This is a genomic window from Clostridioides sp. ES-S-0049-02 (genome assembly GCF_020658465.1).
Lineage (GTDB): Bacteria > Bacillota > Clostridia > Peptostreptococcales > Peptostreptococcaceae > Clostridioides.
On the sequence record NZ_JACVWG010000001.1, the window covers coordinates 1,022,866 to 1,046,119 of the forward strand.

Genomic DNA, 23,254 nt, shown 5'->3' on the forward strand with positions numbered 1-23,254 from the left:
TGAAAACTTTAAGTAATTTTATCCTTATAAAATTGATTTATCTAGTGTAAATTACTTCTACTATCTTATATAACGATTTACAGTTTCAAAAAGTCAGTATTAAAAAATTATTTTATAAAATATATTCTTTAATATTTATCAATAACAATTTGAAACTTATATACTATCTGAAAATAAAAATAAAAGCTCTCTCCAAATATTTTATATATTTAGAGGTAGCTTTTATTTTTAATAACTATATTTGATTTGGATAATCTAAGGTAGTGTTTATATAAAGTTTATATTTTATTTGAAAGTATAAATGTATCGTACATCAGTAATTTTTTTATCCATAATCTCAATAGTATATACATCATTATTACAATAAAATCCATGTTTCTCATAAAATTTTCTCGCTCTCTGGTTTTCTTCTAATACCCAAAGATAAATATTACTAAATCCTGACAATCTCATATCATCTAGAGCACTTTGAAATATTTCATTTCCAACACCTTTTCCAAAATACTGAGGAAGTAAATACAATGAAACTATCTCGCCCCAATCTTTTAAAGTATCATCCCTTGAGTTGCCATAAGCAATACAACCAATTGGTTTATTATTATCAAAAATCATTTTAGCTGTTATTTTATTGTTTCCAATTAAACCTTTAAAAGTTTCAACCCAAAAATCGTCCTTTAAATCGTCTAAATAACTCTGTGGTATAATTCCCTTATATGCTGTTTTCCAACTTTGAGCATAAATCTTACTTATATTTTCTACATCATCTATTACAGCGTTTCTAATTTCCATCTTCTCCTCCTTAAACATAAAATATTTATGATAGTTATTTTCTATTTTATAATCTTTTATAGTAATAAATTTTAAAAATTATATAACTTACTTTAGTAAGAGTATACCAGTTTTCTTTTATACAATAAATTAAATTTTAAAATAATACTGATATTTCAAATCTTAACAATATTTTATAAGAAATTATCATATGTAATCTAAGTTTTAATGAGTATATTATTAGTTAAAGATTTATTATAAATTAACTAGTGAAGTTTTAATGTTAAGTTTTTAAATATATTTGTCCTATTTTATATCATAAAGAAGTGCTAATTACTAGCAACTTCCTTATTTGAGTTTTGTACTTTTAATTGTCTATCTATCATTATTTTTTCTATTGCTTTATATATTCTATCATCTTTATCCTGTTTTTCTCCTATTGTAAACTTTCTTCCTAGTGTTGTTTCAGGAGATACTACATGGCATACAGTATTTCCATGTAGTACTGTCATGGATATTTTATAACCATTATCGTCTGTTGGAACATCTACATCATCATCAAAGTATGTTATAGTAGTTGTACCATCCAAATCTTTTTCTATCTTTGGCATGCAAATCCCCTCCTCTCTTATATTTTATGTATATTAAAAATTGTCCTATTCTTAATTAATATTTATAAGTATTTAAGTAGTGTAATTTATGAAAAATAGCAATATATATCCAAAATACTCCATACAGTTAAGCACTTAATTAGATACTTTATGTAGTAAATTAAAACCATTATACTCTAATAAAATTAAGTGCTAAACTATGATATACTAAATATAAAAAAATTATATAATTAATAACTTTAATACTTAAGATTTAATATTTAAGTTGATTTTCAATACTAAATCTATACTTTATTATGCTAGTTAATTTGTGCATAAAAAGAGAGGAAGAATTATTTAAAAATAGGTATTATAAAAAGTACAAGGAGCTGATTTTATGGAATGGATTGAAAAACTAAACAAAGCAATTAACTATATTGAAGAAAATATAACAAAAGAAATTGAATATGAACAACTGGCAAAAATAGCTTGTTGTTCTACATATCATTTTCAAAGGATGTTTGCTTATATGGCAGATGTACCTCTTTCTGAGTATATTCGACGCAGACGGATGTCTTTGGCTGCTGTAGAATTACAAAATGATAATAAAAAAATAATTGATGTAGCTTTGAAATATGGATACACTTCTCCAACAGCATTCAATCGTGCCTTTAAAAGTATTCATGGTATTGCACCATCAATTATACAAAAAGGAGAAACAATAAATTTAAAGGCCTTTCCTCCAATTAGCTTTAAAATTACTATAAAAGGAGCTGAAGAAATGAATTATAGAATTGAAAAGAAAGAAGAATTTCGTATTGTTGGTGTATCTCAACGCCTTCACACTGAGTTAGAAAAAAACTTTGAGATTGTTCCAAAAATGTGGCAACAATCTGCATTAGATGGAACTATTCAAAAACTGTTACCTATGATGAATAGCCAACCAAAAGGTGTATTAGGTGTAAGTGTGTGTAATGATTCAGAAGAGTGGAAATACTTTATCTCTGTTGCAAGCACAGAATCCATAGATGATAAATTAGATGAATATACTATTTCACCTTTTACTTGGGCAATATTTTCTGGAGAAGGACAATGCCCACAAGCTATACAAGAACTAGAAAAACGTATTGTAACAGAATGGTTACCTACTTCCGGATATGAGTATGACAATGGTCCTGATATTGAACTTTACTTAAATCCAGACCCACAAAATTCTAAGTTTGAAGTATGGATACCTGTTATAAAAAAATAGCCTATAAATTTAATTTATATAGATATATAGAAATAGAAAGATAGAATTTATGCAAAAGTGAAGTTCTATTTATAATAACAAAGACTTGAATATATATGTGAAAATAAACATGTTAAAAAATAAAATCTATTTTTTACATGTTTATTTTTTATGTTTTAAATATAATCAGTTTACTGCTGAATATAATATATTCAAGGAGTGTGATTTAATGAATGTTTCTATTTATCTGCGAAAAAGCAGAGCTGATGAAGAAGCAGAACACAGAGGTGAGTTTGAAACCTTAGGTAGACATAAAACAACACTACTAAAACTAGCAAAAGAACAAAACTTAAATGTAATTGATGTTAAAGAGGAACTTATTTCTGGAGAAAGTATAGAATATAGGCCTAAGATGTTAGAGCTACTAGATGAAGTTAAAAGTAATAATTATGATGCTGTTTTAGTAATGGATATTGACCGTTTAGGACGTGGAAATATGCAAGACCAAGGATTAATATTAGATACTTTTAAAAAGTCTCAAACAAAAATTATTACTCCTAGGAAAACTTATGATTTGAATGACGAATTTGATGAAGAATATTCTGAATTTGAAGCTTTTATGGCTCGTAAAGAATTAAAACTAATATCTAGGCGTATGCAAAGAGGTAAAATTAAAAGTATTGAAGAAGGTAAGTTTATTGCTCAGTCTCCTCCCTATGGATATGATATTAAATACTTAAACAATAAAGAAAGAATTCTTGTAGTAAATAAAGATAAAGCAAATGTTATTAAAATGATATTTGATATGTATTTAAAAGGAATTGGAGCCTGTAAAATATCCAAGTATCTAAATGAACTTGGTTATAAAACCACAACAGGTAGAACTTGGTATGAAAAAGGTGTAAGAGATATTATAAAAAATAAAGTATATTGTGGCTACATAGTATGGAATAAAGTTGAGAGAAAAAGAAATTCTAGTAGGACTAGAGGCATCGAGGAACAAATGGAAGTAAAAGGAAAACATGAACCAATAATAAGCGAAGAAATATGGAATAAAGCGCAAGATATAAGAAAAAAACGCAGTAACTCACCTACTCCAAACAATAAAATAACCAATCCTTTAGCTGGAATTATAAAATGTGGATATTGTGGTCATACTTTAGTTGCAAAATCTAATACAACATCAAAAGGATATGAAAAATATATAGTCTGCACTAATTGTAAAAACAAATCTACTAAATTATACATATTAGAAAATAAAGTTTTAGAGGTTTTAAGTAAATGGCTAACAGATTATAAGCTATCTTTGAAAGAAGAACTTGTTTTTAAAGATAAATTTGAAGATAATTTAAAATGTACTCTAACATCCTTAAAAAAAGAACTTGAGAACCTAGAGAAACAAAAGGGAGGATTACATGATTTTTTAGAACAAGGAATATATAGTTCAGATGTATTTATAGAACGTTCAAATATACTTACATCACGTATAGAAGATGTTAAAAATTCTATAAATAAAGTAAATATAGATATTAAAATAGCAAAGGAAAAAAGCACTGTTAGAATGCAAATTATTCCTCAACTTGAAAAAGTTTTAAGAGAATACACAGAAGAGAAAGAGCCTTATCTGAAAAATATATTACTTAAAACTATAATTGACCATGTTGTATATAAAAAAGAGCCTAATCAAAAATGCGATGATTTTTCTTTAATACTATACCCCATTATATCAAAAGATTAATTGTATATTTCAATGTTATAAACAGACTGACTACCAAAAATCAGTCTGTTTATAACTGTGATTTATAGCATCTAAAATACATATAATATAATTATTACTAAATTTAATGTCAAGATAATATAAAAAGACATAGATGAATTACTCTTCATTCATGTCTTTTTTGTATTATTATTTTTTTCATATATTTCTATATTATATATTAATTAACTTGATGTTTTCTAAAGTTATTCTTAACAAAAGGTAAAAAAATAATTGATAATATTAAACCTGTAAAAATAATCATTGTAGGTAAATCTATTATTAAGTTTCCAAATCTGTAGTTTACATACTCAGAAAATGAGAATGAAATAGCATTTGATGGTAAAATTCGAAGAATCTGATTATATAGCCAATTTGTCTCACTATATTTTAAGAATAGTGGTATAAATAGTAACACTATATCTGTAATTAAAACTGGAAAAGGCGATTTCATGCAAGAAGATAATAAAAGTGTAAATCCAATTAATGCTATTAATATCATATAGATAACTAAAATACTCAATAAGGTTGCTTGTAAAAATGTAACTGGGTATGGTGTTGAGCTCACTGTAAGTTGTAATGGTAAATTCCATCCATCTACTCCAAAAGACAATATAAGAATTCCAATAGATATAATTGTATTTATTATAAAAACAATTGTCCCAAATAAAAAGGAACTTATTATTTTAGCTGTTATAACTTTTGTTTTTCCATATTTAGAAGACAATATCACTGAATCAGTACCTGATTGATATTCTCCTGAAAATACAGAAGCTATACTTATACAGATAGCCAATATAGTGAAAATTAGTAAGTCTCTACCCAGTAAAAAATAATTCCAGCCTTCATAATATCCATTTAAATAGGGTTCATTTATTTTCTTATTCTTAGATAACCAAAACTCTTTTTCTTTTTGTGCATAATTTCCATCTGAATATTCACTGTTTAATATTGTATTTACTTTTTCATTTCTAAACTTATAAAAATTAGTTCTATTTTTTAATGATATTGATTGAAGTATCATAGAATTAAAATCATTTGGTGCATTATATGATTCTGTTATAAAGTTATAAAATGTTTTGTTTGGATAAAAGAATCTCCAATAAACGCCTTGCTTAAAACTTGAAAATCCATTTTCATCTTTTACAATATTATTTGGATTATTAAAATTTTTTTGATATTCTCTGATTGAGTTTTCTATTTTTTTATCTGTTATGTATCCCTCGTTTAATTTAGATTGTTGTTTTGAAAGTTCAATAGCTTGTAGCCCTCTATACTCTTTACCATTCTCATCATAGGATTTTTCTTTGAGTGGCATTAAGGCAAAAAGAAATATACTTAAAATCAAGCTTCCTAAAACAACTGCTATTGTAGACTTTCTTTTTATTATCTTTTTTAATTCAAACTTAATTAATGTAGACATATTTATCCCCTCACACATATTTATTGTACTTCATTAAAACAATATAAATATAAATCTTCTAATGTTGGTCTTAGATTACATGCATTATCATGTGGTTTTATATCACTTATAATTCTAAGAGTGGCAACACCTCCAGAGTGATGAATATTTACCAAACAATATTTACTAGCCATATAATCTACTTCATTTTCATTAACCACACATTTCCATACTTTATCTTCTATTTTTGATGTTACTGCTTCCACTGAACCATCCAAAATTAGATTCCCTTTTTTCAGTATTAAAATTTTATCTGCAATATGTTCTACATCAGATACAATATGAGTAGATAAAATTACAATTTTTTCCTTGGAGAATTCTGAAATCAAATTACGAAAACGGACTCTTTCTTTTGGGTCTAAACCAGCTGTTGGCTCATCTAATATTAAAATTTTAGGGTCATTAAGCAATGTCTGAGCAAACCCAAGTCTTTGTTTCATACCACCAGAAAATGTTCTTATTTTTTTATTAACGACACCTGACAATCCAACCAACTCTAATAATTCTTGCGATTTTTCTTTTGCGTAACTAGGAGTTAAACCTTTCAATGAAGCTATATATAACATAAACTCTTTTGCAGTAAAGTCTGGATAATATCCAAATTCTTGAGGAAGATATCCAATCATATCTCTAAAATCTTCTCCCATATCCAAATTATTTTTACCATCTATCTTCACTTCTCCAGAGGTTGGGCTTAATACTCCGCAAATCATTCTTATAAGAGTTGTTTTTCCTGCTCCATTTTCTCCTAAGAATCCATATATACCTTCATTTAGCTTGAATTCTATCCTATCTACTATAATTTTGTTATCATATTGTTTTGTTAGACATTCTAAACTTAGTTCCATACAATTCCTCCTAATACTATATATTGTTATTTATTATTTAGATAATAATGTTTTCAAATGAACAAAGATGTTTCCATGTTTTTTTTATTTCATGTATTAATATTACTGATGTCACTAAAAAAATAATTAACCATTGCTCTATTGATTCAAATTGATATATACTGTTTTTAAAAGTACCAAGCATAAATATTAACAAGACAAGAGATGTACCATAAATCATACAATAGTAATTTGTATACTTACCTCTATTTCTATTTATAATTTCTAAGCATCCAATACACATTAAGTTAAAAGGTACTAATATATAAATTATTATATACAAGGTATTGATATCAATTATTTGTTTTGCTAGTAATAAGATAACGCACATAAATAATAAATCACTTACTCCAAAAACAATCATTCTAGTAGCAATAATTTTATGTAATGTATTTTTTGTTGAAAATTCTATTTCCAATACACTATTGTTATATACTTTTGCTATCTCCTCTATATTAGTCAATATAAAAAGTGGAACTGCTACAGAAACCAAGGATAATATTTCATAAAATGAGTTATTATCTCTTGATGTATTGAATAGTAATGCACATATTGTACATAACACTAGAAATTGTATAATCCAGGTTCTTTTTCGTATAAAACCAATTTGAGAGATAAAAAAATCTATACTATTCATCCTTTTATCAGCGTTACTAAACGTCATTTTATGTATTGTTTTAATAGTCTTTTCAAAAGCTGAAACTTCATATTTAGGAACTGTATACTCCATTAAACTTTTTTTGATTTTTTTCTTATTCATAGTTTGCCTCCTTCCATATATGCCTCTAATTTTTTTAAGGCCATACTCATCCTATACTTTGTAACAGATACACTGGAATCCATAATTTTAGCAATATCCTTAAATTTCAAATCATGATAATACCGCAAAATTACTACTTCAAATTCTGTTTCTGGCAATTTAGTCAAAGCTTCTTTTACAAATATCTTGTTTTCTACATCTACTAATTCTTGTTTAGATTCTTCTTTGTCTAGTGACTCTAAATATAGGGGTTGTTTTTTCTTCCAAAAATCCTTACACCTATTTCTAGCAATAACATATAAATAATTTTCAAATTTACCATAGTGTTTATAATTACTTATATTTTTTATAACTGTTACAAATACATCTTGAGTTAAGTCCTGTGCAGTCATTTGATTATCTACATGGCGATAACAATAACAATAGACGCTATTATAATATTTCTCTATTAAAGTATCAAACAATTCTTTTTTACCTGTTTTTATTTGTGCTATAATCCTAGAATCATTCACTATTATCACCTCCATCACTCTATATAACGATTAAAACAAAGATAATCTTCAAATGACTTTATACCTTTAGATAATGCCCTATTTATTCCTTGTTTTGCTGTTTTGTTTAACACTAAACTCTTATTGATAACTATTTTAAATTTAAGTATAATATATAAAACTAAATATTGATTATAATTTAATTATCCTCTCTTAAAATATCCTGTTTATAAATTTTAATATCCTCTTCAAGAGCTTCTTGTGAGTCACTATTTAATTCCTTATTTATGTATATCTTGTCTATAAAAAGTTTAAGCTTTCCTCTATAAGATAATTTGAATATAATGTATGCAATACAACCACCTAAAGTATTCATTATCAAATCATCTATATCTACAGCTCTTAACTGTGGAACTATAGACATGCAGTTCATAATTAATTGAATAGTTTCTATTGATAATGATATTAAAAAGCTAACTATAATTGTTTTTTTAAAATTTCTTAAACTTGATTTTATTAAACATAGATATAATGTAAATGGTAATAACAACAAAGTGTTGCCAATTAAATTATTTTTTATAAGATTTATATTTGTATACTTATTTTCTATGAAATCTCTAAATGGCAATAGATTTATATTCATTTTTTCATAAATAGTAAATCCTGAGAAATAATTTTCATCTGTATCTATTGGCAAAATGACTAAACTTATTAATATAAATAAATAAAGTATAAATATGTTGACCATTATTTCTTTTAAAAAAATATACTTCTCTTTATTCTTATACTTATTTATAAGTACAATTACCCTAACTATTACCCATATTGGTAATCCACACACAAATAACTTCATTATATCAAATTTCATAATATACCTCCTTAGTATTTGTAATTTGAAAACTTTAAGTAATTTTATCCTTATAAAATTGATTTATCTAGTGTAAATTACTTCTACTATCTTATATAACGATTTACAGTTTCAAAAAGTCAGTATTAAAAAATTATTTTATAAAATATATTCTTTAATATTTATCAATAACAATTTGAAACTTATATACTATCTGAAAATAAAAATAAAAGCTCTCTCCAAATATTTTATATATTTAGAGGTAGCTTTTATTTTTAATAACTATATTTGATTTGGATAATCTAAGGTAGTGTTTATATAAAGTTTATATTTTATTTGAAAGTATAAATGTATCGTACATCAGTAATTTTTTTATCCATAATCTCAATAGTATATACATCATTATTACAATAAAATCCATGTTTCTCATAAAATTTTCTCGCTCTCTGGTTTTCTTCTAATACCCAAAGATAAATATTACTAAATCCTGACAATCTCATATCATCTAGAGCACTTTGAAATATTTCATTTCCAACACCTTTTCCAAAATACTGAGGAAGTAAATACAATGAAACTATCTCGCCCCAATCTTTTAAAGTATCATCCCTTGAGTTGCCATAAGCAATACAACCAATTGGTTTATTATTATCAAAAATCATTTTAGCTGTTATTTTATTGTTTCCAATTAAACCTTTAAAAGTTTCAACCCAAAAATCGTCCTTTAAATCGTCTAAATAACTCTGTGGTATAATTCCCTTATATGCTGTTTTCCAACTTTGAGCATAAATCTTACTTATATTTTCTACATCATCTATTACAGCGTTTCTAATTTCCATCTTCTCCTCCTTAAACATAAAATATTTATGATAGTTATTTTCTATTTTATAATCTTTTATAGTAATAAATTTTAAAAATTATATAACTTACTTTAGTAAGAGTATACCAGTTTTCTTTTATACAATAAATTAAATTTTAAAATAATACTGATATTTCAAATCTTAACAATATTTTATAAGAAATTATCATATGTAATCTAAGTTTTAATGAGTATATTATTAGTTAAAGATTTATTATAAATTAACTAGTGAAGTTTTAATGTTAAGTTTTTAAATATATTTGTCCTATTTTATATCATAAAGAAGTGCTAATTACTAGCAACTTCCTTATTTGAGTTTTGTACTTTTAATTGTCTATCTATCATTATTTTTTCTATTGCTTTATATATTCTATCATCTTTATCCTGTTTTTCTCCTATTGTAAACTTTCTTCCTAGTGTTGTTTCAGGAGATACTACATGGCATACAGTATTTCCATGTAGTACTGTCATGGATATTTTATAACCATTATCGTCTGTTGGAACATCTACATCATCATCAAAGTATGTTATAGTAGTTGTACCATCCAAATCTTTTTCTATCTTTGGCATGCAAATCCCCTCCTCTCTTATATTTTATGTATATTAAAAATTGTCCTATTCTTAATTAATATTTATAAGTATTTAAGTAGTGTAATTTATGAAAAATAGCAATATATATCCAAAATACTCCATACAGTTAAGCACTTAATTAGATACTTTATGTAGTAAATTAAAACCATTATACTCTAATAAAATTAAGTGCTAAACTATGATATACTAAATATAAAAAAATTATATAATTAATAACTTTAATACTTAAGATTTAATATTTAAGTTGATTTTCAATACTAAATCTATACTTTATTATGCTAGTTAATTTGTGCATAAAAAGAGAGGAAGAATTATTTAAAAATAGGTATTATAAAAAGTACAAGGAGCTGATTTTATGGAATGGATTGAAAAACTAAACAAAGCAATTAACTATATTGAAGAAAATATAACAAAAGAAATTGAATATGAACAACTGGCAAAAATAGCTTGTTGTTCTACATATCATTTTCAAAGGATGTTTGCTTATATGGCAGATGTACCTCTTTCTGAGTATATTCGACGCAGACGGATGTCTTTGGCTGCTGTAGAATTACAAAATGATAATAAAAAAATAATTGATGTAGCTTTGAAATATGGATACACTTCTCCAACAGCATTCAATCGTGCCTTTAAAAGTATTCATGGTATTGCACCATCAATTATACAAAAAGGAGAAACAATAAATTTAAAGGCCTTTCCTCCAATTAGCTTTAAAATTACTATAAAAGGAGCTGAAGAAATGAATTATAGAATTGAAAAGAAAGAAGAATTTCGTATTGTTGGTGTATCTCAACGCCTTCACACTGAGTTAGAAAAAAACTTTGAGATTGTTCCAAAAATGTGGCAACAATCTGCATTAGATGGAACTATTCAAAAACTGTTACCTATGATGAATAGCCAACCAAAAGGTGTATTAGGTGTAAGTGTGTGTAATGATTCAGAAGAGTGGAAATACTTTATCTCTGTTGCAAGCACAGAATCCATAGATGATAAATTAGATGAATATACTATTTCACCTTTTACTTGGGCAATATTTTCTGGAGAAGGACAATGCCCACAAGCTATACAAGAACTAGAAAAACGTATTGTAACAGAATGGTTACCTACTTCCGGATATGAGTATGACAATGGTCCTGATATTGAACTTTACTTAAATCCAGACCCACAAAATTCTAAGTTTGAAGTATGGATACCTGTTATAAAAAAATAGCCTATAAATTTAATTTATATAGATATATAGAAATAGAAAGATAGAATTTATGCAAAAGTGAAGTTCTATTTATAATAACAAAGACTTGAATATATATGTGAAAATAAACATGTTAAAAAATAAAATCTATTTTTTACATGTTTATTTTTTATGTTTTAAATATAATCAGTTTACTGCTGAATATAATATATTCAAGGAGTGTGATTTAATGAATGTTTCTATTTATCTGCGAAAAAGCAGAGCTGATGAAGAAGCAGAACACAGAGGTGAGTTTGAAACCTTAGGTAGACATAAAACAACACTACTAAAACTAGCAAAAGAACAAAACTTAAATGTAATTGATGTTAAAGAGGAACTTATTTCTGGAGAAAGTATAGAATATAGGCCTAAGATGTTAGAGCTACTAGATGAAGTTAAAAGTAATAATTATGATGCTGTTTTAGTAATGGATATTGACCGTTTAGGACGTGGAAATATGCAAGACCAAGGATTAATATTAGATACTTTTAAAAAGTCTCAAACAAAAATTATTACTCCTAGGAAAACTTATGATTTGAATGACGAATTTGATGAAGAATATTCTGAATTTGAAGCTTTTATGGCTCGTAAAGAATTAAAACTAATATCTAGGCGTATGCAAAGAGGTAAAATTAAAAGTATTGAAGAAGGTAAGTTTATTGCTCAGTCTCCTCCCTATGGATATGATATTAAATACTTAAACAATAAAGAAAGAATTCTTGTAGTAAATAAAGATAAAGCAAATGTTATTAAAATGATATTTGATATGTATTTAAAAGGAATTGGAGCCTGTAAAATATCCAAGTATCTAAATGAACTTGGTTATAAAACCACAACAGGTAGAACTTGGTATGAAAAAGGTGTAAGAGATATTATAAAAAATAAAGTATATTGTGGCTACATAGTATGGAATAAAGTTGAGAGAAAAAGAAATTCTAGTAGGACTAGAGGCATCGAGGAACAAATGGAAGTAAAAGGAAAACATGAACCAATAATAAGCGAAGAAATATGGAATAAAGCGCAAGATATAAGAAAAAAACGCAGTAACTCACCTACTCCAAACAATAAAATAACCAATCCTTTAGCTGGAATTATAAAATGTGGATATTGTGGTCATACTTTAGTTGCAAAATCTAATACAACATCAAAAGGATATGAAAAATATATAGTCTGCACTAATTGTAAAAACAAATCTACTAAATTATACATATTAGAAAATAAAGTTTTAGAGGTTTTAAGTAAATGGCTAACAGATTATAAGCTATCTTTGAAAGAAGAACTTGTTTTTAAAGATAAATTTGAAGATAATTTAAAATGTACTCTAACATCCTTAAAAAAAGAACTTGAGAACCTAGAGAAACAAAAGGGAGGATTACATGATTTTTTAGAACAAGGAATATATAGTTCAGATGTATTTATAGAACGTTCAAATATACTTACATCACGTATAGAAGATGTTAAAAATTCTATAAATAAAGTAAATATAGATATTAAAATAGCAAAGGAAAAAAGCACTGTTAGAATGCAAATTATTCCTCAACTTGAAAAAGTTTTAAGAGAATACACAGAAGAGAAAGAGCCTTATCTGAAAAATATATTACTTAAAACTATAATTGACCATGTTGTATATAAAAAAGAGCCTAATCAAAAATGCGATGATTTTTCTTTAATACTATACCCCATTATATCAAAAGATTAATTGTATATTTCAATGTTATAAACAGACTGACTACCAATTTGGAGTAATGGCTGGGGCTTTTGCAGGTGGTGAAGGTGACTTTACAACAGCATTTGAACCTACAGCAACTGCCATGGAAAAAGAAGGCAGCGGATATATAGTAACATCTATAGGAAAAGATTCTGGAGAAATACCATTTACAGCTTACTCTACTACTAGATCTTACATGAAAAATAATAAAGATTTAATTCAAAGATTTACAAATGCTGTTTATAGAGGTCAATTATGGGTTCAAAAAGCTCCTAGTAAAGAAATCGCCGAAGCTATGCAACCTTTCTTTGAAGATATATCTCTAGAAGATTTAGTAACAGTTGTAGATAGATATAAGTCAATAGATGCATGGTCTCAAAACCCTGTATTAAAAGAGGAAGGTTTAAATAAACTAATGGATGTTATGAAAGAAGCTAAGGAATTAGACAAAGAAGCCCCTTACAAAGACATAGTAAATACTGAATTTGCAAATAATGCAATAAAAAATATAAAATAAATATGCATCAGTTTTAACTAAAAACTTACAAAAATTATAAAAAGAGTCTTTTAAAAGACTCTTTTTATAATTGAGATTAAAGTTTATATTAAAAAATAGAAATTAAAGTATCGTAAAGATACCTATATATCTATCCTCTGTATTCTGCTCCAGCATTGATTTTTGTAATTTGAACAGCAACCATTTCCTCATTGCTTCCATTAGTAATTTCATGCCATTCTCCTGTTGGTACAAAAACAGTATCACCTTGTTTTACATCACACTCATGTTCTCCAAGTTTCATTTTCCCTTCTCCTTTTAAGAACACAAATATTTGTTCACCATTAGGATGTCTATGGGCATTAAGAACTTGATTAGGTTTAAAATAATAAACTTCTGAAGTTATATCATTACCAGCAAATACTGGTATTTTTGGTACTGCTGCATCATTATATTGAGCTAAGCTTCCATCTAATAGATTCTTTTTATTTTCATGCATACTATAAATACCTCTTTTCTATATTATAGATTTACTATTATTATTCCAATATAAAAAAATAGTATTCTCCTTATACATAATAGGAATAAAATTCTTTTACTTGTAACTATGACTCCTTAATATAAATTAAATTTTTTAATGTTTTTATTAAACTTACATCTTAACCTTTTAACACAGAAATTATTTCATTACATATATTTAATGATTATCTTGATTTTCTATTCTAATGTTTTTTTCATAGGTTGGTTTACTTTTGATTCTATTTTCAATATATGTTGAATTTGAAATAGAGTTATTCAAAAAGTTTGTAGAGATAAATTCTAATTTTAAATACATTATTGATGAAAATAAACATAAAAACAATACTACAACAGTGCTTCCTTTATATTTTTCACTAAACATATAATAAACACGTTTTTGAATATCTGATTTTTGATGTAAACCAGCTACAAATTTATTTGAATAATTTAATTTTTTTCTCATCATATTTATGATAATTAAAGCATACTCTTTTTTCTCTTCTATATTACAATTTTTTAAAACTCTTTCATCACAATAAAGTTCACAATCTAAATCTATAATCTTATCCATAATATACATAAAAGGATTAAACCAATAAACACATTTTAAAAATAACACTAAATATTTAATATAAAGGTCTTTATTCTTAAAATGTATAAGTTCATGTCTAAATATCCATTCAAGTTCTTTTAATGTATATTCACATGGTGGCAAAAGAACACATGAATCAAAAAATGCAGGTGTTTCAACTTCATAAGTGTATTTAAGTTTTATATCTTTACTTATTTTTAGTTCCTTTAATAAATTTTCATAAAGCTTGATTATATCTTTATCATCTATCTCATAAGATAAATCATTAATTAAATTTTTGAGTTTTATATATTTCAAAATATTGTAAATTAAATATACTATTGCACCAATAATCCAAATAAATATTAAAATACCACTTTTAGAAATAGAAATATTATTAAAGTTTTCTAAGTTTATCTTTTTAATACTATCTTGATATTTCAATGTATTAAATGTAAAAGTATAATATGTAAATGGTAGCAAGAGTTTAATAACTACAATAAACCAGATATAATAATTAAATCTTTTACTAAATCTTTTAAATACACTTATTCTAAATACTAATAAAAGAATTAGGAATAAATTACTTACTAAAACCGTTCTAAAAATATCACTTAGAATCAAACTCATAGACTCTTCTCTCCTATTATATCTATTCTTCAATATGTTTATTTAACAATTTTTAAAAATCAGTTCAATATTAGTATTTTGTATTTAATTTTATGTATAAAGTAATTATAATTGTCATTAGTAAAATTTACCAGTATTATTTTGTTACTTATACTTACCAATAAACTTATTTAATTCTCTCCTTACCAAATCAGGTTTATCACGAAGCTATTTAGGCTAATTAAAATTTATTATATTAAATATAATTTATACTTAAAACTATATTATTAAAAAAAGGCATAAAATATATTATTTTATGCCCTTTTTTAATAGTATAGTTTTTTCAATGCTTGTATAAATATAAATCGTTTATTTGTCAGTGAAATGTCAGTAATTTTTTTGTTTTTTTTATTATTTTTTCATCTTTTTAGGATTCTCATAAACATTATATTTGTATTTATATTTTTAAAATTTATAGAAATCAAGCATATTAATTTACCACTCTAAATAGTTTTCACATTAAATTATTTAAACTTTATATTTTTTGTTTTAGCTATACCATATTTCTACCACAAAGAATTTATCGAATTTTATTTTCATTCAAATCCTTTTCAAATTAAAGACTCGTTGTATCGCATAAATTTCCATTAAAAATATTTGCGTTTCTATTTTTTATTTTAGCAAACTTTTCTTTTATTTTTTTAATTAAATTCATAAATTTCATTTTTATAAATTTCAGCCAAAATTTATCTCTCCGCATTTTGGATTTTAAATGCACTCTATAAAACCACGCGATGTTTTATACATATTTCATACAAACTTCCTTAAAATCTATTTAAATGTGTAATTTGATGTTTAAGCTACAAGCGAATCTAAAAAGTTAACTATATTTATATTATGTAAACTAAATTGATTTTTGAAAGCTTCATTTATATTTTTAAATAATTAAGATAAACTTGAAATTATTTTCATAGTGATTTATCTTAATATTATGAATATTTACCAATAGTACTTTAAAGAAAAAAGGGAAGCATTACAATCTATTTAGATTAGTGCTTCTCTTTTCACTTCTTTTCTTCTTTGTTGAGTTAATAATACTTTCGCAGTTATAGTTATGAATAGGCATACTATTATTCTCATAAATTAATCCATCCTAAAAGAAAAATAAATCTTCAAACTTTTTATCTAATGCAATGCATAAAATCAATGCAAGTTTAGCAGTAGGATTGAATTGTCCTGTTTCTATTGAACTAATAGTATTACGTGATACTCCAACCATTTTTGCTAATGCTGATTGAGATAATTTTGCTTCTGACCTTGCTTCTTTCAAACTATTTTTTAATATCAATTCTTCTTTTTCCATATCACTTCTACCTATAACGTATAAATGAATTTAAAAATACATAGTGCAAAAATAATTAAAGCCCCTATACTTATCAGCAAATATTTTTTCTCATTTATCTTTCTGTAAACAACAAAATAAGCAACTGATACATAGCCAGTTAATACAGCTAAAATATCATAGAATGGTGTTACTTTTTCAAGACCTCTCATGTCAGATACAACTACTTTGACTGCGAAAACAACACCACAAATAATCGCTAAAGCAATTGAACCAATTGCAGTAGCTTTTTGACTTACTGTGTTTTCAAATTCTTCGTTTTTTTCCAATTTTGCCTTGTTTAAAACAGCTTCTTTATTCATATCAATTCCCCTTTCTTAAAATACTTGTGTAATGTAATAGATAAAACTACTCAATGTTATAATAGAAGAGAGAAGGATAATAAAGCCACTCTTTTTATTTAATGCCTTAAAACTCCCATAATAGTTCCCAGTTAACCAGCCCCATAATATAGTTAATAATAAGGATAAATCAGTTGTTCTTAATTTTATAAGATTTAAGATAATGAGCGGTACTATTATACCTACAAATAATAAAGTTCCATATCGTTGACCTTTATTTAATACGAATAAATATCCCTCATCTGATTTTTCTTGTCTACTTCTTTCTAAAATTTCTTCTTTATTCATCTATATTCTCCTTTTATTGCCAAGTTTACTTGTCAATAACTTTTGCAAAGTTTTATTGTCAAATTAAAAGTATGCAAATCTTATATAGAAATGCACGCTTTTATGATTTACCTTACTATCTTCCAGTTATCGCCTTTCTTCAAGGTCAATTCATACTGTGAAATCTGCATTGGATTTTTACATAAAAAATACTAGATATAAATTTATGATTTATATCTAGTATTTTTATTTGTCACATATCACTTTCACCTATCAAAAACAATTGTTTTCCATATTGCAAAAAATTCTCTTGTATAATATGTTGGAACAAATGAAAGCTTTGACTTACTAGCGTAAAAAGAAATATTTTTATATTCATTTCTAGATGCTAGTATTTTACTCCTAAGAACATGAAAATCAGTTGTTACAATTTTTACTTTTATATTTTTTATTCTTTTTCTACTATGCTCTTCTATCTTTAGCTTTGAATATTTAAAGTTTTCATAAGTATTTGTAGATTTATCTTCTTCTATTATTCTATTGCTATCTATACCATTTCTAACAAGATAATCTTTCATAGCTTTTGCCTCAGTTATATTTTCTCCATTACCCTTACCACCTGATACTACTACATAGCATTCACTATTAACTTTTAAATATTTTAAAGCAGTGTTTAATCTTCCCTTCAATGTAGTACTTGGTGTAGTCTTTTTTACAGAAGCTCCTAAAATCAAAAGATAATCACTTTTTGTCTCAAAACTATTTTTAGGATAAAAGATTATTAAGCTTTCAGTAATCATGAATACTATTAAGAAAACACTAATTAGTATTTTTAGCACTTTATAAAAAACCTTCTTTTCTTTAATTTTCTTTTTTAAGATTCGATAAACAATTAATAGTATTCCTATAACTAAGAAAAATCCACTAAATGAAATACCACCAAAAACTATTTTAAGATAAAAATAGTAAATTATAAATATTAAACCCAATATTAAATTAATCATATTTATATAATCCTTTTTATTTGTTTTTATATAAAGAAATATCTATGCACTCTATAAGACAGTTATATTCTCCATCTATCCAATTAATCCAACTTGCAATTGATACATTTTCTCCAAATATATTTGTCTCTGTTTTAAATTTTGAATCTCTATTTTCTTTTAATCCATTAATCGGGCAGTTATTACAAGGAATATTAGATTTTAATAATGATTTATAACATTTATCTCCTATTTTTATTTCTAAGTCTAAATTTGAGACCTTATTATTAATAAAAATAAGGTCATAAGTATTCGGATTTACTATATATATATAATTATCAATAGAATCAAGAACTTCTTTTAGTGATAGATTAGAATCTTCATATTCAATTTCACCTTTTAGACTTTCTTCTTTCACACTACCATTACTTATATCGGTTTCAAGTTTATTTTCACATATACAATCATTATAAAGTGAATACTTATCTTTTCCTTTATTCTTTGCATAATAAAGTGCCATGTCTGCTTTTTTATAAAGTTCTTCAAATACAGCTCCATGTTCTGGTGCGAATGAAATTCCAACTGTACCAGATATCTTATACGTTTTTTTATTTCCAGTATAAGAATTTCTAAATATATTACATATTTTTTCTGCTTTACTTTTAGCATTTTCAAAAGATTGAATATTCTTTAAGAATACTATAAATTCATCACCACCAATACGCCCCACTATATCATTATTTCTAAATATAGGCTTTAGTTGTTTAGAAACTTCATACAAAACTTTATCTCCAAAAACATGTCCTAAATTATCATTTATTGATTTAAAATTATCTATATCAATAATTAAAAAGGCATGAATTCCTGAATTTGATTCTTCTGAATTTAGAAAATCATTAATAAGATTTTCTGTAGTACCCTTATTATATAATCCTGTTAAAGTATCTCTTTCAGCTTTTAATTTTAATTTAATTTCTTCATTTTTCTGTTCGTCGATATCTTTAATATAAGCAAGTGCTTTTATATCATTCGTAATAGAGTCTTTTATTAAATGCATTGTACAAAGTACCCAAATCATTTTATCATCTTGATTCATTCTTCTATATTCCAACTTTATTTCACTTATATTATTTTTATAGGCTTCTAATAAATGTCTACATAAAAATGTATTTAAAAAGACTTCTTTATCATCTTTATAAATAACAGTCTCTGATATAGATTTTACCATTTCAGAGTAGTCATTGCTTGGTTTAATTCCAAATTGTCGATACCAATTTTCATTACCCCTTATAAAAATATCCTTTGATACATTTATTTCATAGGTTATTATTGCTTCTGATAATATAGCGGAATGATATTTGTATGCTTGATTATATCTTATTTCTGCTTCTTTTTGTTCACTTATATCTTCTTGTATCCCAATAGCTCTTATAGGTTTACCATCTTCATCAAAAATAGTAGTTAATGTAATTTTGTTCCATATGTAGCCTTGATCTGGAACTCTTATTTTAACAACACAACTTGCAGTTTTTTCTCCACTTATTATCTTCTCATACATTTTTATAAAATCTTCACTAAAGTCTTTATAAATAATTCCTGCTTCAACTAAGGAATAAGGAACATTTTCATTTATTTTATCAATATTATAATTTTCCATACTCTTATTAGTATTTACAAGAGATTTTGTATTTATATCATACTCAAATATAATATTTGATGTTTGATTTAATGCAATTCTAAATCTTTCTTCATTAATTCTAAGTTTTTGTTCTGCATTTTTTAAATCAGTTATATCAGTTAAAATCCAAATTCCTTTTTTGCTATCATCACTATCAGTAATAAGCCTTCCTTTTAAAGAAACCCATATCATCTTGCCATCACATTTCTTTATTCTATATTCACCTACAGCGATATTTCCAATAATCAACTGATGTCTTAAATTTTCAAGAATCTTTTTTCTATCATCATAAAAAACAAGATTACATGATTTATATTGGAGTTCATCTTCTAACTGTTTACGTGTATATCCAATCATTGATAGATAACCAGAGTTAGCATATTGTATAGTAAAATCTTCATCAAATTCTGTTATAAGTATTCCGCCTAATATATTTTCTGATACCATTTCAAGTTCTAAATTCTTTTGTTCCATTTCTTTTTCTAATTGTTTTGTTTTGGTAATATCTACTGTAACACAATAAAGATATTTTTTACCATCAGGTTCTACTATAAGTTCCCCCTTATCAGATATCCAGACTATATCACCACTTTTAGTTCTAACTCTGTATTCCAATTCAATAGTTTTATTTTTATAAAGTTGTTCAGAGATTTCTTTTTTTACTCTTTCAACATCATCTTTGTGTATTATTTTATAAAAACTATTATTAAATTGCATTTTTATTTCTTCTCTTGTGTAACCAAACAAATCAACAAATCCATCACTTAAAAATTCAAACTCAAATTTTTCATCAACAGTACATTTTTGAACTCCTCCAGGAATGCTATTTGTAATAGATGATATTTCCTTATTGGCTTTTAGAATATGCTTTTGTGATTTATTATTTTTATAGAAGATATATATTATTAGTGCAATAAATAATAAGAACACCTTACAAATTAAAGAAAATGCTAATTGATTTATTTTATCAATATTTTTTCTTACAGTATATTGTGGTATTACTGAGAGAACATACCAGTCATTTACACCTATTGGTGTGTATGTTGCATAACGTTCTTTACCTTTGTATTTATATGAAATAAATCCACTCTTTTTATGTTTTGTATCTTCATATACTTTTTTATAGCTATAACCAGCATCAAAAGAAGCTTCCTTGAATATATCGTATATATTACTACTTGCTCCAACTATAGCATTTGTATGTGAAGATTTCAAAACAAATTGTCCGCTAGATTCAAATATATCTATATATCCTTCACTGTTGAAACTTGTTATGTCAATGAATTCAGCTAATTTATCATTATAGTATGAACCATATAAAACACCAATCACTTTATTTTCTTTGTATACAGGTGTAGCTATAACAAAAGTATCTTTTCCATCAATAGGAGATTTTACTACTTCAGATATGTTACTGTCTCCACTAATAGCTTTCTTAAAATATTGGTAATTTGATATATCAACAACTTTCCCATCGCTAGTACGACTTATTCCATTAGGAGAAGCAATTGATATTCTTTGAAAATCAGATTCTTTTGATATTTTAGCTAATAACGGGATTATCTCAGGATTATCTATAGTATCAAAATATGAAACCATATTCGCTATACTCTTAACAAATGATAATGAACTGTCTAGCTTTATTTTTATAGCATTAGAACTTTGTAAAGATATTTCTTTTAAACTAACTTTATTGTTTTCTTCTTCTTGAACATTAGTTTTAAATGCAAAATCAGAAAAAGAAATTATTGTGAATAAAAATATTAATATAATACTCATTACGCTTTTCAACGATTTTGCTCTTATCACTTACTTACCACCTCCAAATTAAAATTTATTGACCTATATTTTATAGACTAATTTCTCAAACTCTTTAACTGGTAATGGTTTTGAAAAATAATAACCCTGAATAATGTCACAATTTGCTTCCCTTAACATTTCCACCTGACTTTTTGTTTCAATTCCTTCAGCAACGACTCTTATTCCCAATTGTTTAATAAGCGAAACTATACTTTTTATAACAATTTGACTTTTATCAATATTCTTATCATCAATAAAAAAGCCTCTATCTAATTTGATTACATTTAAAGGTATATTTTTAAGCATATTTACAGAAGAATATCTTGACCCAAAATCATCCATTGAAATTATAAATCCAATATCTTGAAGTCTTCTACTTACATCAAATAGAGTGTCCGTATCACCAAACATACTAGATTCAGTAATTTCAATTTCTATTAAACTATATGGTATTTTATATTTATCACATATATTAACTATTTTTGTGATAAAATCTTTTTTTAAAAAATCAACTCTTGAAAAGTTCACAGATATAGGTAAAGGTAAAATACCTTTGTCAAATAAAGTTCTAATTTCTTTGCAAGCTTGTTCTAGTATGTACATATCAATTTTTGTAATAAAACCATTCTTTTCAAATATAGGAATAAAATCACTTGGATATATAAATTCTTTTTCTGTGTATTGCCATCTAACCAGTGCCTCACTTCCACAAAATTTATCTGATTTAATATTGTATTTTGGTTGTAAATACATTATAAATTGATTATTTTCAAGTGCATATTCCATCTCTTTCTCTATTTTATCTTCAAGTAATAACTTATCCCTTAACTTATCGTTAAAAAAAGCAAAATTTATATCTCTATTGTTTTTTATTGATAATTTCGCAAGTGAAGCTCTATCACTATATGCACTTATAGATAAGTTCTTATCCTTAATTTCATAGATTCCAAAAGACAAATTTACAAAGTCATTACTAATAATGATTTTTTTAATAGTATTTACTATATCTTCTTTTGTATTATATTTTAATAAGATATTAAAATTATCAGAACTAACACGAGCAAAAGTCTCATTATCATGAGTCATATTATTTAATGTATCTGCAATATCTTTTAAAATTGAGTTGCCTTTTTTATGGCCATATATATCATTAATTGCTTTGAATTTATCAATATCAAATGTTACCATTGCATGTTTATCATTTTGTGATGCTTTCTTTAGTAAATTTATAGCATCTGATTCAAATTTTCGCCAATTTGAATAACCAGTTACAAGATCTGTATATGCTATTTTTTCTATAGTCTTTTGACTCTTTGCTTTTGAATATAATATGTACAGTATAACACCTAAAAACAAAAATGAAAGTATAATCCATCCAATAATTGTAATCATCATTAAATTGTTTAGCTTTTT

General features: G+C 25.4%; 22 protein-coding genes. 5 read left to right on the forward strand and 17 right to left on the reverse strand.

The features are described from left to right. Window positions 1-285: 285 nt before the first annotated feature. Together IC213_RS04585 and IC213_RS04590 are read right to left on the reverse strand one after the other, a co-directional pair. The gene (locus IC213_RS04585) at window positions 286-789 is read right to left on the reverse strand and encodes a GNAT family N-acetyltransferase (RefSeq protein WP_227862791.1); all 504 of its coding nucleotides are present in this window, start codon (window positions 787-789) and stop codon (window positions 286-288) included. 308 nt (window positions 790-1,097) lie between these two features. Next, window positions 1,098-1,379 (reverse strand): hypothetical protein, encoded by a 282-nt coding sequence (locus tag IC213_RS04590; protein ID WP_227437616.1) that lies wholly within the window; start codon window positions 1,377-1,379, stop codon window positions 1,098-1,100. A 376-nt stretch (window positions 1,380-1,755) separates the two neighbouring features. Here IC213_RS04590 and IC213_RS04595 point away from each other — a divergent pair, with 376 nt between their 5' ends. Further along, on the forward strand, window positions 1,756-2,610 hold the full coding sequence (locus IC213_RS04595; protein WP_227823879.1) for an AraC family transcriptional regulator: 855 nt from the start codon (window positions 1,756-1,758) through the stop codon (window positions 2,608-2,610). Window positions 2,611-2,818: 208 nt separating this feature from the next. Further along, the gene (locus IC213_RS04600; protein WP_227483099.1) at window positions 2,819-4,327 is read left to right on the forward strand and encodes a recombinase family protein; all 1,509 of its coding nucleotides are present in this window, start codon (window positions 2,819-2,821) and stop codon (window positions 4,325-4,327) included. 199 nt (window positions 4,328-4,526) lie between these two features. On the opposite strand, the gene IC213_RS04605 is transcribed toward IC213_RS04600, so the two are convergent. From IC213_RS04605 to IC213_RS04635, 7 genes are all read right to left on the reverse strand, one after another. After that, window positions 4,527-5,768 (reverse strand): ABC transporter permease subunit, encoded by a 1,242-nt coding sequence (locus IC213_RS04605; protein WP_227437606.1) that lies wholly within the window; start codon window positions 5,766-5,768, stop codon window positions 4,527-4,529. A gap of 20 nt (window positions 5,769-5,788) precedes the next feature. Further along, window positions 5,789-6,655 carry an ABC transporter ATP-binding protein gene (locus IC213_RS04610; protein WP_227437608.1) on the reverse strand — a complete coding sequence of 289 codons (867 nt, stop codon included), beginning with the start codon at window positions 6,653-6,655 and terminating at the stop codon, window positions 5,789-5,791. A 37-nt stretch (window positions 6,656-6,692) separates the two neighbouring features. After that, window positions 6,693-7,454, reverse strand: a complete 762-nt coding sequence (locus tag IC213_RS04615; RefSeq protein ID WP_227437610.1) for a hypothetical protein — start codon at window positions 7,452-7,454, stop codon at window positions 6,693-6,695. Then, window positions 7,451-7,966, reverse strand: coding sequence for an RNA polymerase sigma factor (locus IC213_RS04620; protein WP_227437612.1), 516 nt, complete (start codon window positions 7,964-7,966; stop codon window positions 7,451-7,453). Before IC213_RS04620 ends, IC213_RS04615 begins: the two co-directional genes overlap by 4 nt. A gap of 178 nt (window positions 7,967-8,144) precedes the next feature. After that, window positions 8,145-8,813, reverse strand: a complete 669-nt coding sequence (locus IC213_RS04625) for a VanZ family protein (protein WP_227437614.1) — start codon at window positions 8,811-8,813, stop codon at window positions 8,145-8,147. Window positions 8,814-9,124: 311 nt separating this feature from the next. Next, a complete protein-coding gene (locus IC213_RS04630) occupies window positions 9,125-9,628 on the reverse strand; it encodes a GNAT family N-acetyltransferase (protein ID WP_227862791.1) in 504 nt (167 codons plus the stop codon). A gap of 308 nt (window positions 9,629-9,936) precedes the next feature. Next, window positions 9,937-10,218 (reverse strand): hypothetical protein, encoded by a 282-nt coding sequence (locus IC213_RS04635; RefSeq protein WP_227437616.1) that lies wholly within the window; start codon window positions 10,216-10,218, stop codon window positions 9,937-9,939. Window positions 10,219-10,594: 376 nt separating this feature from the next. On the opposite strand from IC213_RS04635, the gene IC213_RS04640 reads away from it, so the two are divergent. The 3 genes from IC213_RS04640 to IC213_RS04650 all read left to right on the forward strand — a co-directional run bounded on the left by IC213_RS04640 (window position 10,595) and on the right by IC213_RS04650 (window position 13,692). Next, window positions 10,595-11,449, forward strand: coding sequence for an AraC family transcriptional regulator (locus IC213_RS04640; RefSeq protein ID WP_227823879.1), 855 nt, complete (start codon window positions 10,595-10,597; stop codon window positions 11,447-11,449). A gap of 208 nt (window positions 11,450-11,657) precedes the next feature. Then, entirely contained in the window at window positions 11,658-13,166 is a 1,509-nt protein-coding gene (locus tag IC213_RS04645; RefSeq protein WP_227483099.1) for a recombinase family protein, read from the forward strand. Between the two features lie 46 nt (window positions 13,167-13,212). Continuing rightward, window positions 13,213-13,692, forward strand: a complete 480-nt coding sequence (locus tag IC213_RS04650; RefSeq protein ID WP_227483100.1) for a hypothetical protein — start codon at window positions 13,213-13,215, stop codon at window positions 13,690-13,692. 130 nt (window positions 13,693-13,822) lie between these two features. On the opposite strand, the gene IC213_RS04655 is transcribed toward IC213_RS04650, so the two are convergent. From IC213_RS04655 to IC213_RS21240, 8 genes are all read right to left on the reverse strand, one after another. Beyond that, on the reverse strand, window positions 13,823-14,170 hold the full coding sequence (locus IC213_RS04655) for a cupin domain-containing protein (protein WP_227436116.1): 348 nt from the start codon (window positions 14,168-14,170) through the stop codon (window positions 13,823-13,825). A gap of 198 nt (window positions 14,171-14,368) precedes the next feature. Then, window positions 14,369-15,391 (reverse strand): M56 family metallopeptidase, encoded by a 1,023-nt coding sequence (locus IC213_RS04660; protein WP_227483101.1) that lies wholly within the window; start codon window positions 15,389-15,391, stop codon window positions 14,369-14,371. Window positions 15,392-16,523: 1,132 nt separating this feature from the next. Next, window positions 16,524-16,733 (reverse strand): helix-turn-helix transcriptional regulator, encoded by a 210-nt coding sequence (locus IC213_RS04665; protein ID WP_227436112.1) that lies wholly within the window; start codon window positions 16,731-16,733, stop codon window positions 16,524-16,526. An 11-nt stretch (window positions 16,734-16,744) separates the two neighbouring features. Then, window positions 16,745-17,074: a DUF6442 family protein gene (locus tag IC213_RS04670; protein ID WP_227834343.1), complete on the reverse strand. Its 330-nt coding sequence runs from the start codon at window positions 17,072-17,074 to the stop codon at window positions 16,745-16,747. Between the two features lie 15 nt (window positions 17,075-17,089). Continuing rightward, window positions 17,090-17,401 carry a DUF6442 family protein gene (locus IC213_RS04675; protein ID WP_227436109.1) on the reverse strand — a complete coding sequence of 104 codons (312 nt, stop codon included), beginning with the start codon at window positions 17,399-17,401 and terminating at the stop codon, window positions 17,090-17,092. 245 nt (window positions 17,402-17,646) lie between these two features. After that, window positions 17,647-18,384, reverse strand: coding sequence for a YdcF family protein (locus IC213_RS04680; RefSeq protein ID WP_227823876.1), 738 nt, complete (start codon window positions 18,382-18,384; stop codon window positions 17,647-17,649). Between the two features lie 16 nt (window positions 18,385-18,400). After that, complete coding sequence (locus tag IC213_RS04685; protein WP_227862792.1) at window positions 18,401-21,850, reverse strand: diguanylate cyclase domain-containing protein; 3,450 nt, start codon at window positions 21,848-21,850, stop codon at window positions 18,401-18,403. 33 nt (window positions 21,851-21,883) lie between these two features. Beyond that, a complete protein-coding gene (locus tag IC213_RS21240; RefSeq protein ID WP_413927295.1) occupies window positions 21,884-23,236 on the reverse strand; it encodes a putative bifunctional diguanylate cyclase/phosphodiesterase in 1,353 nt (450 codons plus the stop codon). Window positions 23,237-23,254 lie beyond the last annotated feature (18 nt).

Coding starts and splice junctions, on each gene's coding strand:
- IC213_RS04635 (WP_227437616.1), bottom strand. CDS start 10,218: ATGCCAAAGATAGAAAAAGATTTGGATGGTACAACTACTATAACATAC.
- IC213_RS04640 (WP_227823879.1), top strand. CDS start 10,595: ATGGAATGGATTGAAAAACTAAACAAAGCAATTAACTATATTGAAGAA.
- IC213_RS04675 (WP_227436109.1), bottom strand. CDS start 17,401: ATGAATAAAGAAGAAATTTTAGAAAGAAGTAGACAAGAAAAATCAGAT.
- IC213_RS04590 (WP_227437616.1), bottom strand. CDS start 1,379: ATGCCAAAGATAGAAAAAGATTTGGATGGTACAACTACTATAACATAC.
- IC213_RS04650 (WP_227483100.1), top strand. CDS start 13,213: ATGGCTGGGGCTTTTGCAGGTGGTGAAGGTGACTTTACAACAGCATTT.
- IC213_RS04595 (WP_227823879.1), top strand. CDS start 1,756: ATGGAATGGATTGAAAAACTAAACAAAGCAATTAACTATATTGAAGAA.
- IC213_RS21240 (WP_413927295.1), bottom strand. CDS start 23,236: ATGATGATTACAATTATTGGATGGATTATACTTTCATTTTTGTTTTTA.
- IC213_RS04610 (WP_227437608.1), bottom strand. CDS start 6,655: ATGGAACTAAGTTTAGAATGTCTAACAAAACAATATGATAACAAAATT.
- IC213_RS04660 (WP_227483101.1), bottom strand. CDS start 15,391: ATGAGTTTGATTCTAAGTGATATTTTTAGAACGGTTTTAGTAAGTAAT.
- IC213_RS04630 (WP_227862791.1), bottom strand. CDS start 9,628: ATGGAAATTAGAAACGCTGTAATAGATGATGTAGAAAATATAAGTAAG.
- IC213_RS04655 (WP_227436116.1), bottom strand. CDS start 14,170: ATGCATGAAAATAAAAAGAATCTATTAGATGGAAGCTTAGCTCAATAT.
- IC213_RS04625 (WP_227437614.1), bottom strand. CDS start 8,813: ATGAAATTTGATATAATGAAGTTATTTGTGTGTGGATTACCAATATGG.
- IC213_RS04600 (WP_227483099.1), top strand. CDS start 2,819: ATGAATGTTTCTATTTATCTGCGAAAAAGCAGAGCTGATGAAGAAGCA.
- IC213_RS04645 (WP_227483099.1), top strand. CDS start 11,658: ATGAATGTTTCTATTTATCTGCGAAAAAGCAGAGCTGATGAAGAAGCA.
- IC213_RS04605 (WP_227437606.1), bottom strand. CDS start 5,768: ATGTCTACATTAATTAAGTTTGAATTAAAAAAGATAATAAAAAGAAAG.
- IC213_RS04665 (WP_227436112.1), bottom strand. CDS start 16,733: ATGGAAAAAGAAGAATTGATATTAAAAAATAGTTTGAAAGAAGCAAGG.
- IC213_RS04615 (WP_227437610.1), bottom strand. CDS start 7,454: ATGAATAAGAAAAAAATCAAAAAAAGTTTAATGGAGTATACAGTTCCT.
- IC213_RS04670 (WP_227834343.1), bottom strand. CDS start 17,074: ATGAATAAAGAAGCTGTTTTAAACAAGGCAAAATTGGAAAAAAACGAA.
- IC213_RS04680 (WP_227823876.1), bottom strand. CDS start 18,384: ATGATTAATTTAATATTGGGTTTAATATTTATAATTTACTATTTTTAT.
- IC213_RS04585 (WP_227862791.1), bottom strand. CDS start 789: ATGGAAATTAGAAACGCTGTAATAGATGATGTAGAAAATATAAGTAAG.